The organism is Pseudomonas sp. AM8, assembly GCF_036346475.1.
Classification (GTDB): domain Bacteria; phylum Pseudomonadota; class Gammaproteobacteria; order Pseudomonadales; family Pseudomonadaceae; genus Aquipseudomonas; species Aquipseudomonas marginalis.
Window position 1 is genome coordinate 42004 of the sequence record NZ_JAOTNX010000015.1, and the last position, 16102, is coordinate 58105.

The 16102-nt window shown below is 58.4% G+C and carries 14 protein-coding genes and 1 pseudogene; 7 read left to right on the plus strand and 8 right to left on the minus strand.

Annotated elements, in window-relative coordinates:
• Positions 1-7: 7 nt before the first annotated feature.
• Complete coding sequence (locus tag V3W40_RS29060) at positions 8-364, minus strand: VOC family protein (RefSeq protein WP_330216152.1); 357 nt, start codon at positions 362-364, stop codon at positions 8-10.
• A 103-nt stretch (positions 365-467) separates the two neighbouring features.
• On the opposite strand from V3W40_RS29060, the gene V3W40_RS29065 reads away from it, so the two are divergent.
• Entirely contained in the window at positions 468-1211 is a 744-nt protein-coding gene (locus V3W40_RS29065; RefSeq protein ID WP_330216198.1) for a class I SAM-dependent DNA methyltransferase, read from the plus strand.
• Between the two features lie 179 nt (positions 1212-1390).
• On the opposite strand, the gene V3W40_RS29070 is transcribed toward V3W40_RS29065, so the two are convergent.
• On the minus strand, positions 1391-2038 hold the full coding sequence (locus V3W40_RS29070) for a hydrolase (RefSeq protein WP_065941713.1): 648 nt from the start codon (positions 2036-2038) through the stop codon (positions 1391-1393).
• A 175-nt stretch (positions 2039-2213) separates the two neighbouring features.
• Between V3W40_RS29070 and V3W40_RS29075 the strand changes: the two genes are divergently transcribed.
• Positions 2214-3137, plus strand: coding sequence for a LysR family transcriptional regulator (locus V3W40_RS29075; protein WP_065941712.1), 924 nt, complete (start codon positions 2214-2216; stop codon positions 3135-3137).
• 113 nt (positions 3138-3250) lie between these two features.
• Complete coding sequence (gene alaE / locus V3W40_RS29080) at positions 3251-3712, plus strand: L-alanine exporter AlaE (protein WP_092484909.1); 462 nt, start codon at positions 3251-3253, stop codon at positions 3710-3712.
• Positions 3713-3789: 77 nt separating this feature from the next.
• On the opposite strand, the gene V3W40_RS29085 is transcribed toward alaE, so the two are convergent.
• Positions 3790-5406 (minus strand): ATP-binding response regulator, encoded by a 1617-nt coding sequence (locus V3W40_RS29085; RefSeq protein WP_442962872.1) that lies wholly within the window; start codon positions 5404-5406, stop codon positions 3790-3792.
• A gap of 96 nt (positions 5407-5502) precedes the next feature.
• Here V3W40_RS29085 and V3W40_RS29090 point away from each other — a divergent pair, with 96 nt between their 5' ends.
• The gene (locus tag V3W40_RS29090; protein ID WP_330216153.1) at positions 5503-6141 is read left to right on the plus strand and encodes a response regulator transcription factor; all 639 of its coding nucleotides are present in this window, start codon (positions 5503-5505) and stop codon (positions 6139-6141) included.
• Positions 6142-6162: 21 nt separating this feature from the next.
• Here V3W40_RS29090 and V3W40_RS29095 read toward each other — a convergent pair whose 3' ends face one another.
• Positions 6163-6570 (minus strand): hypothetical protein, encoded by a 408-nt coding sequence (locus tag V3W40_RS29095; RefSeq protein WP_027608114.1) that lies wholly within the window; start codon positions 6568-6570, stop codon positions 6163-6165.
• Positions 6571-7029: 459 nt separating this feature from the next.
• Between V3W40_RS29095 and V3W40_RS29100 the strand changes: the two genes are divergently transcribed.
• Both V3W40_RS29100 and V3W40_RS29105 read left to right on the plus strand, forming a co-directional pair.
• Complete coding sequence (locus V3W40_RS29100) at positions 7030-7425, plus strand: hypothetical protein (protein ID WP_092485590.1); 396 nt, start codon at positions 7030-7032, stop codon at positions 7423-7425.
• Positions 7426-7528: 103 nt separating this feature from the next.
• Positions 7529-9163, plus strand: a pseudogene (locus V3W40_RS29105) (ATP-binding response regulator).
• 13 nt (positions 9164-9176) lie between these two features.
• Here V3W40_RS29105 and V3W40_RS29110 read toward each other — a convergent pair.
• Complete coding sequence (locus tag V3W40_RS29110; protein WP_074846917.1) at positions 9177-9797, minus strand: LuxR C-terminal-related transcriptional regulator; 621 nt, start codon at positions 9795-9797, stop codon at positions 9177-9179.
• Positions 9798-10027: 230 nt separating this feature from the next.
• Positions 10028-10741 carry a hypothetical protein gene (locus tag V3W40_RS29115; RefSeq protein ID WP_442962873.1) on the minus strand — a complete coding sequence of 238 codons (714 nt, stop codon included), beginning with the start codon at positions 10739-10741 and terminating at the stop codon, positions 10028-10030.
• A gap of 267 nt (positions 10742-11008) precedes the next feature.
• Between V3W40_RS29115 and V3W40_RS29120 the strand changes: the two genes are divergently transcribed.
• Positions 11009-11977 carry an OmpA family protein gene (locus V3W40_RS29120; protein WP_330216155.1) on the plus strand — a complete coding sequence of 323 codons (969 nt, stop codon included), beginning with the start codon at positions 11009-11011 and terminating at the stop codon, positions 11975-11977.
• Positions 11978-12059: 82 nt separating this feature from the next.
• Here the strand turns inward: V3W40_RS29120 and V3W40_RS29125 are convergent, their stop codons facing one another.
• Together V3W40_RS29125 and V3W40_RS29130 are read right to left on the minus strand one after the other, a co-directional pair.
• A complete protein-coding gene (locus V3W40_RS29125; RefSeq protein WP_065925211.1) occupies positions 12060-13553 on the minus strand; it encodes a methyl-accepting chemotaxis protein in 1494 nt (497 codons plus the stop codon).
• Between the two features lie 231 nt (positions 13554-13784).
• Positions 13785-15947, minus strand: a complete 2163-nt coding sequence (locus V3W40_RS29130; RefSeq protein ID WP_330216156.1) for a TonB-dependent siderophore receptor — start codon at positions 15945-15947, stop codon at positions 13785-13787.
• Between the last annotated feature and the right edge of the window lie 155 nt (positions 15948-16102).

A 16102-nucleotide genomic window follows, 5' to 3' on the forward strand; every position in this document is an offset into this window, starting at 1 on the left:
CGGCCGGCTACAGCTGAGCGGTCCACACCGCCAGCTCATAACCATCCGGGTCAATGAAGTGAAACCTGCTGCCACCGGGGAACGAAAAGGTCTCGCGGCTGATCACGGCGCCGACGGATTTGAGCCGCTGCTGCGTGGCTTCAAGATCATCCGCGTACAGGATCACCAGCGGGCCACCCGGTCGAACGGGCTCTGCGGTAGTGAACCCGCCGGTCAGCCTGCCATCGCTGAACTCGGTGTAGGTGGGGCCGTAGTCGACGAATGCCCAGCCGAACACTGCGCCGTAGAAGGCTTTGCTGCGGGCGATATCGCCCACGTTGAACTCGATATTGTCGATCTGTCGGTCTGGACCGCGAACGCTCATGGTTGCCTCCTTGGCGGATGGTTGAGGGGCGAGTGTAGCGGTTTACACCCGGGACTGGGTTACCATGCCGGCGCGAAATTCCCGCCGAACCCTCTGGCCACTTATGTTCTCCAACGCGCTGTACACCGACCTGTCCATCTACTACGACCTGATGTGCGCCGACATCGACTACCGCGCGCAGAGCCACAGCGTGCGCCGGCTGCACCAGTTGTTCGGCAATGACGGGCGCCGCCATCTGGACCTTGCCTGTGGCACCGGGCCCCATGTGCGCCACTTCCTCGACTTCGGCTACCGCAGCACCGGCCTGGACATCAGCCAACCGATGCTGGACCTCGCCCAACTGCGTTGCCCCGAGGCAGGGTTCAGCCGCCAGGACATGGCCGGTTTCCAGGTGGACGAACCGCAAGACCTGATCACCTGCTTCCTGTACTCGACTCACTACAACCCCGGGCTGGCCCAACTGCGTGCCTGCCTCGCCAGCGTGCACGGCGCACTCGCCGACAACGGCGTGTTCTGCTTCAACGCGGTGGACAAACTGCATATCGACAACCGCTTGCTGGTACGCCATAGCGTGGAGTTTGAAGGCAGTCATTTCACCTTCGGTTCCGGCTGGCATTACCGCGGAGAAGGGGAGCAGCAGGCACTGCGCCTGAGTATCGAGAAGACCACGGCGGGGGTGACCCAGGCCTGGCAGGATGAGCACACCATGGTGGCGCTGAGTTTCACGGAGTTGCAGGGGCTGTTACAGCCGTATTTTGAGGTGCAGGTGTTCGAGCATGACTATGAGCGGATCACGCCCTGGGCGGGCGTGACCGGCAATGCGTTGTTTGTGTGTGTGAAGCGGTAATGAACTGCCAGGCGGCCCTGATGCTGACGCGCTGGATCGCAATGATGCCAGCGCGGGTTCAGTTGATTTGATTTAACTTGCTGGCGCTTCTTCTGCGGCTGAAACCTGGGCACGCAAGCGTTGACCGATGATCGCCACATCAGGCCAGGGCCATCACGCAATCATCAACTGCCCTTTGATCAGGTTTTCTTGCCCGCTTCCTCCAGAGCCTTTTCAGCGTTGAACCCGTCGAAGTTCTCGAACACGCCCATAAAGCCCGGCACGGTCACTTCTCGCGCCCAGTCGCGCTGCAGCTCGCAATACATCTGCACGCGACTGATGAGCTTCGCGCCCGCCTGCTCCATTCTGCGTAGCGCCGCCTCGTGTGCGGCGAGCGATGTGCCGCCAACCGCGTCGACCGGCACATACACTTCATAGCCTTCCTGGATAGCGTCGAGCACCGGGAATGTCAGGCAGGCCTCGGTCCAGAGCGCCGTCATGATGAGTTTCCTACGCCCAAGCGCCTTGACCGCCTGTTTGAATTCCATGTCCTCCCAACTGTTGATCGAGGTGCGGTCATAGGTCGGCAGGTGGCCGAGTACCTCTTGCAGTTCCTGGATCGGCGGTTTGTTGCGACCGGTCGCTACATTGACGGTCGAATGGATGATCGGAAGGTTGTAGTTGACCGCCGCCCTGGCGACGCTGGTGATGTTGAAGACGAGTTCGTCACGCGGCATCGAGCGGATCGAGGAAACCTGAACAGGCTGATAATCGATGATGATCAACGCTGAGTTTTCCGGGGTCAGTAGTGGGTCGGTATGGGGGTTGCGCAGAGTCTCGCTTGCCATGGGCAAATCCTTTTTATGGGTGCACGTTGGTAAAAAGGCCTGAGCCCGTGCGGGTAATGGATTCCAGGACACGGGTAGAGGATGCTGTGCCTGGAAAATCCATTGTGCTGTTCCCATGTTCGACACAGTAGTAGCATCCTGCGATGTGCTGTGTCGCATGACGGGGAACGCAAGCATGGATATCGAAGAACTACAGACCTTCGTGGAGGTGGCTGATGCCGGGGGCATTTCGCAGGCAGCAGTGCGTCTTGGCGTATCGAAGTCGATCGTCAGTCGTCGCCTGGCTCGGCTTGAAAGCGAACTCGGCGTGCAACTGCTGGCACGCTCCACTCGCGGCGCGGCACTCACTGAGTCCGGCGCGACATTCAGGGACTACGCCGCCAGAGTCTGCACCGAGATCGACATCGCCAAGGAAACGATCCTGCCTGCCGGCGCTCTTCGCGGCCGCCTGCGCGTGGCCGTCCCGCTGTCGTTTGGCCCGACTCATTTCGCACCGGTGCTGGCGGAAATGGCACGCCGTCACCCTCAGTTGCATATGCAGACTTGCTACAGCGATCGCTTCGTTGACCTCATCACCGAGGGCTACGATTGCGCCATTCGCGTGGGGTATCTGAAGGACTCCAACCTGATCGCAAGGCGCATTGGCCCGGTCTATACCAAGCTCGTCGCGAGCACGGATTACATCAAGGCGCACGGTGCCCCCGCGACGCCGGACGACCTGGTCGACCATCAGGCGCTTCTGCAAGGCACTGAAGCCTGGCAGTTCATGGACGGCGACAAGATCATCACGGTTCGTCCACAAGGACGCTTCAAGGCCGACAACGGCATCGCCCTTGTTGCCGCCGCGATCGCTGGCCTCGGCGTCGCCTACCTGCCTGACTGCCTCACCCATGAACACGTGGCATCCGGCGCACTGGTACCGATCATGACAAACCATCCACCACCACCGGCCGGGGCCTACATCCTCCGCCCGCCGGGTCCGCATCCCGCCCGGAAAATACGCGTGCTCACCGAACTGCTGATCGAGTTCTTCGGCGAATCCCCGCACCTGGCGGTGCAGCCGCTGTCACATCGGGAAGATGCGCCGCCGAATAGCTGAATCATGGTGGGCCGAGTAACCGGGCTGAAGGTTGGCACTGTTGGCTGAGCTGGCGCCGTGCGTGAATCAAGGTCCAGCGCTTTGTTTGTCCAAGCCAGGACAGGAGATGTGATGTGCTTCAACGCTCGCGACAGTCAATGGGCCGGACTGCGTTTTTTGCAGACACAACAGCGCTGATCGTGTTTTTCACAATCACCGGCATCATCAATGAACGTTTCATTGCCGGCATGGCGTGGGATCAGGTCCTTCATGCGCGCCTTCTGGGCGCAGTGCTGATGGTGCCGGTCGCGAGACCTTACGGTCTATGGCGGGATTGGGTGATGACGCGCGCCAGTCAGGGTCGGGTTTCCAGATTGCTATGGGACAGTCTCGCCCTCGTCAGTTTCCAGGTTCCTATCTATGCAGCGATCATTGCCTTCAGTGGTGCATCGGGAAGTGGGCTGGTGCGCGGCACGCTCGGTGCAGCATTGATGATGCTGGTTCTGGGCCGGCCTTATGGGGCGTTTCTCAATGGGGTGCGCAAGGTGTTTGGATTGCCTCCGGGTGGAGACAAGCCGATGTCGCTGAACAGCTGAGTGACCGCTGCTGGGCGATTCTGTTGCGGTGGTCGGACGGACGTTCTTCGATATATCCGGGCATGGACATCCTCCAGCTAACCCATTTCCCTGGCGAAATGCTTGGTCAGTTCGAGCAAGGTCGTTCGCAATTCAGGCGGACGCACGGGCTTGGACAGGATGGAGATATTCATGTGGATCAATGTGCTGCGGATACGCTCGATTTCATGGCCGGTCATGATCATGGCCGGTACTTCCCAGCCACGCTGTTCGCGAATCGCGGCGATACACTCGGCGCCTGAAATCCTAGGGCCCAGGTCGAAGTCGGCAATGATGATGTCGCATTCCGTGGTCACGTTCAGTCCATCGCTATGACTTTCTACCTCGCATCCCCATTTTTCCAGCAAGGCCGAGGTCGCCATCAGTACGTTGGAATCGTCTTCCACCAGGCATACCAGCAGACCCTGCAGACGGCTTTGCGTGGGCGCTGGCCGTTGCGTCTCGGTGCCCGGCGCGACGCTTTCCAGGCGTTGGATAGTGGCACGGGTGCCTTGGCCGAGTCGGGAGTCCAACTGGATATCCAGATTGAGCAACTGGCTGATGCGTTTGACGATGGACAAGCCCAACCCCAGGCCCTCGACATCCTTGTCGCGTGCGTGGCGCACCCGGTAAAACTCCTTGAATACGTCCGGCAGATGTTCAGCGGCGATGCCGCGTCCCTTGTCGTAGATAACAATGGCCAAGCCCTTGCCTCTGGGACGCACACCGATCAAGACCGGTTGGCCGGACGCGTATTTGAGTGTATTTGACACCAGGTTCTGCACCATGGTGGTCAACAGCCCCGCATTGACATTCACCCAGTGCTCGCAAGGGCGCAGGCGCAGTTGAACCCCGGCCCAGCGCGCGGCCTCGGTGTTCTGTTTGACGACGTCCCGCAGCAGCGCGCCCAGGTTCACCGGCTCCGCTTGCGGCTCCAGCTTTCCGTTGTCGAGGGTGTAGATATCCAGGATCGAACGGAACAATTGAGAGACGGTATGCAGCGAGCGGTCGATATTGTCCACCAGCCGCAGTTCTTCGCCGCCCAGATTCGCGTCACGCAGGCACGCGGTGAACAGGCCGATGGAGTGGATGGGCTGGCGCAGGTCGTGGCTGGCCTGGGCGAGAAAGCGTGATTTCTCCTGATTGGCGGCGATTGCCTCTTCCGATGCGATACGCGTGCGCTTGAGCAGAATGTGCGCATAGGCCGGCACGACGATGGTGGTCACGATCAGCATCAGGAACATGTAGGGCTGCGCGCGCCAGAAGGGGGTAAGCATGAAGATCATGACCAGCATGCTCAGCGCGATGAGTGTCGCGGCGGTCAAGTAGCGCGAGCCAAAGCGCATGCCATTGCCCAATGTGACCCAGAGCAACGCTGCATAAACCGGCAACGCGCCTTCTCCACCCACGATCATGGCGAAAGCGATGCCGGTATAGTCATGGGCCATGGCGAACAATCGGCGCCAGAAAAAGTGCCCTGGCCAGCGCTTGATCGCCATGCGCAGGGGGACTGCCACACTGATGAAAAACGCCATGTACCACATGATCGGTACATAGGTGGCGAAGTCACTTGAAGGAAGGAGGGCCACCACAAAGATGTACAGCGAAGCACAGGTGCTGACCGTCAACCGCAACGTGGCCTGGTCCAGTTCACTGTTCTTTTCCGTCATGTTCATTGCGATTCTCCAGGGTAAGAAGTCGCTTAAAAGTTGAAACCTGGCGTTACAGTTTGCGTTACGATGCGCCGGACCTGAGGTGAGATGGACCTTGACATGACGCACAGAATCATAGTGGCAGATGACCATCCTCTGTTTCGCGAAGGTATGCTGAGAACCATAGAACGGCTTATGCCGACAGCGATGATAGAGCAGGCGGGCAATCTGGATGAAGTACTGGCGCTGGCGCGTGCGGGCGCAGAAGTTGATTCGTTGATTCTGGACCTGCGCTTTCCCGGTATCACGTCTATGCAGGTCATAGGCCAGCTGCGCAACGAGTTCAAGCGCACCTCGATCATTGTGGTGTCGATGGTCGATGACCTGGACGTTATTTCCCAGGTCATCGCCCAAGGTGCTGATGGCTTTATCGGCAAAAACGTTGATCCGGCAGGCATTGCCGAAGCCATCCTGGCGATTCGGGAAGGGGAGGTCGTGGTGAAGTACAACCCCGAAAATCCCCTGCTGGACCCAAGCCTTGCCTCACTCACCGCCCGCCAGCGGCAAGTGCTCGGCCTGGTTGCAGCGGGCAAGACCAATAAGGAAATAGCCAAGCAACTGGGGATCTCCCCGTTCACCGTACGCATCCATGTTTCCACTCTGCTTAAATCCCTGGGTGTGCCCACCCGTGCGGCGGCGGCGGCTCAATTCAGTAACTTTCCCGGTGCCAGTGGGTGGCCGGGCAAGCTCGATACTTGAATCAAGACGGTGCAATGACCATTAGAGCGTGGGTTGGGGCACGGGGGTGTTACCGGGGATCAACTTGGCGCCTTTAGGCCTTTTTGGACAGTCGCCAGATGAATACCAGCGGGTCACCACGCCCTTTTCAATCATGAACCGCTGTTCGCAACGGGCGTAATCAGGCACATAACCCCATTCCATCGAATGGCTGCCGTTTGTAAGCCATACGTAGTCGTAGCCGATGATTTTCGAGTTGCCATCACTGAGGCCATGGCTGTTTTTTGGCGCTCCCCATGACGTCACCAACTCATCTTCGGATGCACCTACCCATGAAGCAGTAATGTCCGATGTCGTTTGATAACGCTGGTTCATGACCAGATTACTCAAGGGAGAACCCGCACACCCGGACAGCATCAGAATGGATAAGACGGTGATCCATGATTTCATATTTCGACTCCATTCATGCGGCTTCAATAATCGGGCATTACATCAACTGGCGAGTAATTTATTACATTGATTCAAGCCATTAATGTCCATCTGGCTATGCTAGACAAGTCCCTGTTGGCCGCCTATAGCACACTTGTACTATGGCGTCAGCTCACGTGCCCTCATAAGCTGTACACGCTCGAAAAAGTCTTAAAGGCTTTGAGCCAGAGCGCACACCGGAATGCACTTTAACTTCAGCGCTGAAGTGTCCCAGTGTGTTTGCCCGCCTGTGAATCCAAAGGCTCGATTAGTTGCACTACGTTGTGTCAACTTCACCGTGCATCCGGTCGAAATGGAATGGTATTAATCACAACTTAAGGTAAGTCTATGTGCTTGAAATATGGAAAACTACTTGGAATCGGATTCACGCTGTGCTTACTGACCGCAGGCCTGGGAGGCTGTGCTAACACTGGGGATTTGATGAATTCCTTAAATCCTGGAGCACAAAAGTACGATGTTGCTTACCTGAAGAAAACCATCATCCCGGGAAAAACTACCAAGACTCAGGTGACGCAATTGTTCGGCGCTCCAGCCGAAGAGCAACTTGATTCAACGAGCAGAAGCAACGGATCCAACTGGACCTATGATAAAAACCAGGAGGGTCTGGAAAAGTACATGACCCTGGCCCACAAATATGTCTCGACCGAGACAAGCCTGAAGATGTACGACGCCTCGTCGCAAGTGTCCAAGGCACAGGGTGTCGCCAATGATGTCGGCAGTGTGACGGGCACGAAAAAAGCTCAAAGCCAGACCCAGGGAACGAAGTTGATAATTTACTTCGTGGATGACGTGGTGGATTACTACAGGCTTTACTGACACGTTCCGCTTCTGATACGACACGCCGTGTCGTTTGATGCCTTAACACGCCAACCTACGCCTTATTGTTCTCAAGGGGGCGGCATCCAGCGATGCATCCCCCATGGTCCATGAGGTTGAACGCGTGGAAAAGAACAGCGAACTCAATCAGGCCACGTTGCGCCTGACCGTCAGCGCCTGCGCGCTGCTGTACATCATCGTACTGAGCGGGCTGCGCCCCAGCGATACCGCAGCCTACACGCCCATCATCGTGTATATCTCGACCTTCATCGTGGTGTCGATATTCCTGCGCATGGCGATCAAGCGCTGGCCAGGACACTTTTTTTGGCGGCGCTTGCTCTCCATGCTCCATGACTACACCGGTATCGCTTTCGCCATGGTGCTGGGAGGCGAAGGTGCATTGCCTATCTATGCCGCGCTGCTCTGGGTGACCCTGGGTAATGGCATGCGTTTCGGCTCACACTATCTGGCCCTGGCAACCGTGATCGCGTTGTCTACCCTTATCGTTATTTTCTTGTTCAACCCCTTCTGGCGCGCGCAGCCCTACATGTTCCTGATGCTGATCGTGACCACCATCGTCGTGCCGACCTATGCACACATTCTGCTCAAGCGCACGCGTATCGCATCGGAAGAGGCAATCGCCGCCAATCAGGAGAAATCACGCTTTCTCGCCCAGGCCAGCCACGACCTGCGCCAGCCCATCCACTCCATCGGCCTGGTCACCGCGTGCCTGCGGGACGCGAATCTGGGCGGCGAAGAACTGCGCCTGGTGGACAACATCGACCGCTCGCTGCATACCGTCTCTCAACTGTTCCGTTCGATTTTGGATATCTACACCCTCGACAACGGAAAGCTGGAGCCGCAAGCGGAACCGGTGAACCTGGGCGCGCTGCTGCGGGACGTCGTCAAACAGAACACCGAGGCCGCGCGCTGGGCCGGGGTTTAACTGCGCCTGCGCCCTTGCGAGCACTGGGTTAATGTCAATGGGGGGCTGTTGACCACCATGGTGCAGAACCTGGTGTCCAATGCGATCAAGTACGCATCGGGAGAGCCCGTGCTGATCGGTGTCAGACGCCAGGCAAAAGGCTTGGCCGTGGTGGTTTACGATAAGGGCTGCGGTATCGCCGCCGAACATTTACCGGACGTGTTCAAAGAGTTTTACCGGGTGCGCCACGCACGCGACAAGGATGTCGAGGGCCTGGGATTGGGCTTGTCCATCGTCAAGCGCATCAGCCAATTGCTCAATGTCGATGTACATATTCGCTCCACGCCCGGGCGCGGCACCCAGGTGGCAATCAGCGGGTTGAAACACGCCGCCCCAAAGGTCATCGCGCCTCGGATGAAAAGCACCCATGAGCGCCTGAACGGACTACGGATATGCCTGATTGAAGACGACGCCAATGTGTTGCTGGCCACCAAGGCCCTGCTGGAGAAATGGGGCTGCGTCGTCGAGACCCACAGTGATGCGGATACCCTGGCCAGCGATTGCGACATCATCATTGCCGACTTCGACCTGGGCACAAAGGTCTCGGGGTCCGAATGTATCGCGGCAATACGCGAGTTCCGGGGTCAAGAGATACCGGCATTGGTCATCACCGGGCACGAAATCGAGCGCATCCGTCAATCACTGCACGCATTCAATATCTCGGTACTGGCCAAACCGGTGCGACCGCCGGAACTGCGTAACGTGTTGCTTGAGCAGGTCAAGTCAATGAAGTGCGGTGCGAGTTACCCGTAGATCCATCAAGGGACTAGCAGGTGTAGCGCCCCGCGAAACGCGCGGCGGCTACTGCTCTATTGGGTACGTTCAAGGCACGTATCAGCGAAGACACGTGAATACGCACGGTATAGGGAGAGATTTCCAGTTCAGCGGCAATTTCCTTGTTGGTTTTACCTTGTGCGATCAAATGCCAGACTTCCCGCTGCCGCGACGTCAGTTTGCCCATCGCATGATCACTTTCAAATGATGGTGATTCGGCCGGTTCGTATTTGACCACTACTTGGCCATTCCGAATATCATTGATGGCGTTACGTACCTCTTCGGCTGAAATGTTCTTGCCAATAAAGCCATTGGCGCCGGCCTCCATCACTCGCGTAATGACCACGCTGTCATCGACTGTCGAAACAACAACGACTGCAGTAGTGCCTCTTTCCCCGCACAGTTTCGCAAGCTCTTTCAAGGAGCAAAGCCCTGGCAAATATACTTCGATAAACAGCATGGCGACAGGTTGCCAGCGTTCCAGGAGAACCCAGACTTCCTCCAGGTTTCCTGCCTGTTTTATCGTTGCTTCAGGTATTAAGCACTCCAGTAGCCCTGTCATGCCCTCTCGATAAAGTGGGTGTTCGTCCGCCACCACAATTCGGCAACTCATATCAGCAAGCACAACCCGTCCAGATCAATGAAAACACGCTTTGATCATGTCCGACTCATACAACTTATGATATAGAACAGCTGAACTAGTACACCTGTGCTAGTTACTAAAGGCCATTAAGCAATTAAGTACATTTTGCTCGATGCAATTGCGGCACAAACAGCGTGCTTGAACCCGTTGCCAGGAAGGGCAGTGCTATCCTCCTTCTCATCGCCTGGGCATAAAGCTACCTAGTTGGCTCGCGTCTCATATCGCATCTTGACCACTTCAACGAGCCGCTCCTGTCCTCCATTGGTTCCGGAGAGGCTGGCCGACCTGATTGATTGCCCACGGTAGGGCCCTTCGGCAGCAAACCAATTCTGCACCACGACCTTCTGGGTCGGTTGCTGACCGGACGTTGATCCAGTGGAAATTTCATTGGTGAAGCGACAGGTCTCGAACGTCCCGAGTGCTGTCTTGATCGTCTCGCGGCCGTTGTAGGTCAGCTTTTCTGATACCCCAAACTCAAGCGTGGTGCCGCCGCTGACGACCTGGTTCTTGTAACTGACGGCGACTGTCTGCCCGGGTTGTAAATCCAGCGGCGTGGTGGGAGGAGGGGTGTAAAGGGTCGTGGTCAACGAAGGCCCGGCACCGTGTCGATCACCATAGCGAATCAACTGGCCGTCCTTGATTTGCGCAAAGGTGGTCGTTAAATACACCGGCGAATTGCTTATGAACGTGGTGTGTAACGACGCCACCGGGTTGGCCCCGGCGAAGTCTTCATGGCCCAGCGTTTCGGTTTTACTTCGATTGGTTACTGCAGAGGTGTTGTCGCGACTTTCAGACTCCACAACGGTGCCGGCCTGGAAATCCGCTTCATTGGTACACGGTGCCGAGGAGGCCGTTGCACCAACGGCTGCCTCGGTCCAGGTAGCGCTGGTGGTTAACAGCGAGATCAAGGCCATCGCCAGCGCAGCGTTCATTTCAATTTTTCTGGTGGTTATAGGTTTCAAAAAAAGCATCCCTGTTCAATACGATCGGCAGCGTCGAATAGCGTAGAAAAGACCTGTTAGAGCGTGAACAACTGTGATCCAGCGCTAAAGCGCGATGCAATAGGGCAGCTGTGCTATTGAGTTATCTCGATTGCCCCGGTTTTATAAGCAGCCACGACAGCAGCACCCTATATCCGCTCGACTATCACACCCTGGGTGTTAAGGATTTGCGGGAAGAACATGACGTTATTGAAAAAAACAGCAGCGACTACCCTAGTTTTAATCGTCACCCTGGGGCTTAGCGTTCAAGCCTCGTCATTCGAGCAGGGAGCAGACAACACTGTATTCGATGCCGCGAGCCTTGAGGTGTCGAACGTGCCGTTGGGCGCCTTTCCCTACATCGCTCTTCCCGACGGATATGTCATCGCCACCGCGCCCGATGTCTCCGACTTTGATCAGGTACCCTTCTGGACCGGTGATCGCCTGGCAGTGGTAGAAGGCAAGGTCTGGTCAGCCCATATCGACGCCGCGCAGGGCAAGGCGTTCTCCGACCTGGAATTGCAGCGCAACCTCGAGTCCGTCGTGTCCTCGTTGGGCGGCAGCAAGATCTTCGATGGCAGGATTCCGGAAGACCCTGGCCAGAAGATCAAAGAATGGCCGCGGGACTTCGCGCTCAAATACAACAGTGGCCTGGGGGACATTTGGAATAACGCCGCGCAGGTGTTTGTTATCCATCGCGTCGACCGCGATATCTGGATTCATTTGTGCAGCTACGCGTTCGGCGGCGGCCTGCTGATTGCCGAAACCAAACCGCTGCAAATAACGGCCAGCCTGTTGCCGGCCAGTGAACTGAAAGCGCAGATAGATAAAACCGGCAAGGTGGCATTGCACATCAACTTTGCGACTGACCAGACCCGCATCCTTCCGGGTTCACAGCCACAGATCGAGCAGGTGTCGTTGTTACTCAAGCAAAATACATCGTTGAAACTGGCCATTAACGGCTACACCGATCACACCGGTGATCCCGCGCACAACAAGACACTGTCATACGGCCGCGCCAAGGCCGTCGAGGCCGCCATCACCGCCAAGGGTATCGACACGGCGAGGTTATCTGCGGCCGGATTTGGCGAGGCTGACCCGGTGGCCGACAACGCCACCGAGGCAGGCAAAGCTGAAAACCGCAGGGTCGAGCTGGTCAAGCAAGACTAAGCGAACGCTCAGGACCAGGGGCGGCCCGGGCCGCCAAGACGAGACCCGTGATGGCTTCCGGCTGATGGCGAGCCCCAAATTATCACGGGTGAAACCGCCTCCCCAACGCATCCAACCGCACCGCAATCGGCGGCAACTGCTTGCTGCTCCTGGCCAACATCTCCACATCCTCCGCCGTGCTCTGCGCAATGCTCTGCACCGACTGCAAGCGCCCGACAATCTCCAGGTTCGCCGAGGTCTGTTCGCGTGTGGTGGAGACAATCCGCCCATTCAGCGCATCGATCTGGGTAATGTCATTGCCCACCGCTCGCAGCATTTCCACTGCCAGCTGACTGTCCTCTACACACCGTTCCACGCCCTGGCGGCTGTCGTGCATGGCTTCCACGGCCTGGCGGCTGCCTTGCTGCAGGCCTTCGATGATGGTTTTGATTTCCTGGGTGGAGACGGCGGTGCGTTGCGCCAGGCTGCGCACTTCGTCGGCGACGACGGCGAAGCCGCGGCCTTGTTCGCCGGCGCGGGCGGCTTCGATGGCGGCGTTGAGGGCGAGGAGGTTGGTCTGGTTGGCGATGCTGCTGATGACTTCCAGGACCGAGCCGATTTGTTCGGCCTGGACCGCCAGGCCTTGGACGGTGTGGTTGGTGCCTTCCAAGCGTGTGGCCAGTTGGGTGATTTCGTGTTGGGCGCGACCGACGCTTTCCTGGCCACGCAGGATTTGTTGGCTGGCGACGCCCGCGTGTTCAACCGCTTCTTCGACGTGCACCGTAATGTGGCCCATGGCGTCTTCCATGCGCTGCATGGAGTCGGTCATTTGCGCGATTTCGGCCAGTTGGTGGCGAGCACCTTTTTCCAGGGTGCCGCTGGCGTGGGCCAGTTCCTGGCCGAGTTGGCCGAGGCCGTGGGAGTCGCGGGCGACGCCGTCGATGAGGTGGGTGATTTGTTGCAGGAAATGGTCAAAGCGCTTGGCAAGGGAGACGTGCACCTTGCCTTCACCTTTGGCGCTTTCCACGGTGAATTGGGTGGTGACGGCGAGCATTTTTTCCAGCATCTCCTCGCTTTCCACCGCCTCGGCCTGGCTGTTTACCGCGAGGTAGAGCAGGGCGATGGTTTCCATCACTACGTAGAAGGCGTGGACAAACACCATGGTCCAACCGCCGTGATGTGCCATCACGAACACCGGGAAGCCTTGATGCTGCAACGCATGGAACACCACGTGGTGCACGGCAATCGTCAGGGCGGCCACCAGGATCGGCAGCCAGTCTCGATAGAACGTCAGCACCGCCAGCAGCGCGAAAATCCCGAAGTGCGCTTCGATCACGCCCTGGGCCTGATTGATGTGCAGCGCCGCCATGACCATCAAGCCCGCGCCCAGTGCGCAACGCATCACCCGTGTGCCGCCGATGGCGCGGTAGAGCGCGGTGAGCACCGTGCTGGTGCCTCCTCCCACGACAATCGCCTGGGTCAGGGTGTCGTGCCAGAACGCAAGCCCGACGGAGAACAGCGTCATCAGCCAGATCAATGCCAGCATGATGCGGTCGGCCTTGCGGTAGTGCTCCAGGAAACGTGCGCGTGCGGGCATTCACTCTTACTCCATGTGGTCTGGCAAGGATCAAAGCATGCGGCGTGCCACTACGGCCCGCGTTCAGGCACTTTGCGGGTGCAGGGAAACCAAAAAGTTTATCGGCTTTGCGGGAGGGGACTTTAAGCGCGAATGCGTCCGGAGGGGGCAGAACACATTCGTGGTGACAAGCCGGGGGGCAATGTGGGAGGGAGCAAGCCCCCACATCAGGACCCCCGTTCGCCAGGTGGATCAGAAGCTGTATTTGGCCGTCAGCATCATGTTGCGTGGGGTGCCGTAGGCGTCGCCGCCATAGCTCACGGAGTTGGCGATGGTGGAGTAATAGCGGCGGTCGAAGATGTTGTTGGCGTTGAGCTGCAGGTCGAGGTGGTCGTTGACCTTGTAGCCGGCCATCAGGTCGGTGACGGCGTAGGCGTCCTGTTGGAGGCGGTAGGTGCTGCCGTCAGCCAGCTTGACGTCGTTGTACAGGCGGCTTTGCCAGGAGATGTTGCCGCCCACGCGCAGTTTCTCCAGCGGGCCCTGGAAGTTGTAGCGGGTGGTCAGCTTGAACAGGTGCTCCGGAACGTCCGTGTCGTACTGCTTGTTGACCTTCTGCGGGTTGGCTTCATCCTTGATGGTGTGGGTACGCGCGTAGGTGTAGCCACCGCCGACCTGCCAGTTCTCGGTCAGCGCGCCTTGCAGTTCGAAGTCGATCCCCTGGCTGCGAATCTCTCCGGAGGCCTCATAGCACTCCGTCTGTGGGCAGTTTTGCACGGTCACCTGGGTGGCGCGGTTTTCCTGGTCGACACGGAACAGCGCCACGCTCGCATTCAGCGCGCCACCCAGGTATTCGCCCTTGATGCCGACCTCGTAGTTTTTGCCGACAATCGGCTTGACCGGGGTACCGGACGTGTCCTTGGAACTCTGCGGCGTAAAGATGTCGCTGTAGCTGACGTACACCGAGTGGTGATCGTCCAGCTCGTAGATCAGCCCCGCGTAGCGGGTAAGGTTGCGGGTGACGTGATAGTCGCCGTCGTTGCTGCCGTGGGCATCGTAGTCATACCAGTCCAGGCGCCCGCCGAGGATCAGCTTCAAGGGGTCCGCCAGGCTCAGGCGCGTGGTCACGTAGACACCGTCCTGGGTGGTGACCTCGCGATCGTCCGTGGTGTGGACGAAGTCCGGTTTGCCCGCGGTGAGGGGCCAGTTGGTGTCGTAGGGGCTGTAGTTGTGGGTGGTCATGTCGTAGATGCGTCGGCTGGCACCCACCACCAGTTCATGGGTGCGCCCGAATGCCTGGAACGGGCCGCTGGCAAAGGCGTCGACACCGGCCTGGTTTTCATCGTAGGCGGCCTGGTAGACCGTGCGCGCCAGGGTGTTGTTGACCCAGCGCGACTGGTAGGAACCGGAAAACAACGCGTTCTGTTCGGCGTAGTTGGCGTTGACCTGAAGCTTCCAGTCATTGGCCAGGCGCTGGCGCAGTTCGGCGAAGACCGTGTTGATTTCCTGGTCCTTGTTCTCCCAGTCGGTACCGGGATTGTAGGAGCGCGGCAGGTCCAGGTGATGGCCGTCCTGGCCGATCATCGACGAGCCCCAGAAGTAGTTGGTCTTGTCCTTCTGGTTCGAGAAGCCGAGGGTGAGGGTGGTGTCTTCGCTCAAGTCGGCTTCGGTGACGGCATAGAACAGGCCGTGATAGGACTCGGCGTTGTCGATGAAGCTGTTGGCGTCGCGGTAGGAGGTGACCACCCGGCCGCGCCAGGTGCCGCTGTCATTGAGCGGGCTGGAGGCGTCGAGCTCGCCACGGTAGTCGTCCCAGCTGCCGGCGGCACCGGTGAGGGTGACTTTCTGTTCGTCCAGCGGCCGCTTGCGGACCAGGTTGATGGCCGCCGACGGGTTGCCCGCACCGGTCACCAGGCCGGTGGCGCCACGCACGACCTCGACACGGTCGAACATCGCCAGGTTCGGCTGGTCGCCTACGGAAACGCCGTTGTAGCCGCTGGGGATGCCGTCGTACATCAGGTTGTCGATGTCGAAACCGCGTGAGGTGTAGGACTGCCGGCCCGGGCCGCTGGAATAGTTGAGGAATAGCCCAGGCGTGGCATTGACCACGTCGTTGATGCTGGTCATCCCCTGGTCATCCATGCGCTGGCGTGTGATGACGGTGACGGCCTGCGGGGTTTCACGCAGGGTGAGGGGCAGTTTGGTCGCGGTTTTCATCGCGCCGGTGGTGTAGGACTGCGTACCCTCGGTGGTTTCGCCCAGTTGTTGCTCGCCGGAGATCTGGGTCGCACCCAGTTCCAAGGTGGTTGCCGGCGTTTCAGCGTCGGCGGCGAAGGCCGCGTGCGAGGTGGCGAGACACACCGCCAAAGCGATCAGACTGGGTGTAAAACCTTTACCGCCGTGTTGTTGCACAGACATGGAACGGACTCTCCCCTAAGTGCCGTCCGTGGCGAATAATAAATCTGTTGATAATTATTCGCATTAGTTTGGCAGATTAAATCTGTCGGAAAAAGCCTTTGGGGAGAATTAGTTAACGAATTTTTCACATCTGCAGGGCAGGCTTTTTGCCATTA